1 protein-coding gene and 1 pseudogene are annotated in these 976 nt (G+C 65.2%); both read left to right on the top strand.

What is annotated here, in order from left to right; genetic code table 11:
* Positions 1–483: ATP-binding protein (locus tag V8324_RS22035; protein WP_336422015.1), on the top strand; the 483-nt coding region annotated here is incomplete at its 5' end.
* 231 nt (positions 484–714) lie between these two features.
* Positions 715–976 (top strand): annotated as a pseudogene (locus V8324_RS22030) (hypothetical protein); the annotation flags it as partial.

Genomic DNA, 976 nt, shown 5'->3' with positions numbered 1-976 from the left:
GGCCTGATGCTCGATCGCGAAAGTGCTGCCCGTGATGGCCGTCGCTTCCAGACCCGCCTGCGGGCAGCAAGGCTGCGCGAGACCAGCGCCTGCATGGAAGATGTCGATTATCGCGCCCCGCGCAAGCTGCACCGCGCGCTGGCCCAAAGCCTGCAAGACGGCGCCTGGATCTCCAGACATCGCAGCATCCTGATCACCGGACCCTGCGGGGTCGGCAAATCCTGGCTGGCCTGCGCCTTGGATCACGAGGCCTGTCGGCAGGGCAAGGTCACCCTCTACTTCCGCATGCCACGTCTGTTCGGCGAACTGGCCACAGCCCGTGGCGACGGCAGCTTCGAGCGTGTTTTCCGCGAGATCGTGCACGCCGATGCGATCCTCGACAGGCTGGTGCATCAAGCCCCCCGGATCGAGTTCGACGGCCCGTCGATGCGCAAAGATCCCCGGCCCGAGCCCGTGGTCGAAGCCGGCGAGACCACCCAATGATCATCATGTCGCACGCAGGCTTTGACCACAGGGCCCACCCACGCGCCCGCCGCCTCCAGCTATTTGGTAAGCGCTGCGCCGGGCGCGTCCCCCCATGGACAACGCCGATCAACCCGTCGGCTTTGACCCAAGCGTGAAAATCACGTCATGAATAAGCCGTCTCGCAGATCACCTCACCGGGGTGGCCACATGTCATGGAATGACTGGCCACATGCGCGTGGAACAGATGGCCACATGCCGTGGAATACCAGCCTGACGCTGGCGGCAGACAAGGGGTACGACAGCCACGACTTCGTCGCCGATCTCCGGCGCATGGTGTTCGGGGCAGAAACGATCCCCCCGGATCGTTTCCAAGATGCCCCTCACCGCCGCACATCGCGCAGAAGGCCCGGCATTCCGCCATCGACGGTCGAACCACCCATCACCCCGGCTACGCCCTGTCCCAGCGACACCGCAAGAAGATCGAGGACCCCTCCGGCTGGGCCAAGACCGT

The sequence above is a fragment of the Roseovarius sp. D22-M7 genome (genome assembly GCF_037083785.1).
Classification (GTDB): Bacteria; Pseudomonadota; Alphaproteobacteria; order Rhodobacterales; family Rhodobacteraceae; genus Roseovarius.
The sequence above is the reverse complement of the archived record's forward strand: the minus strand, read 5'-3'. Positions and strand labels throughout refer to the sequence as shown.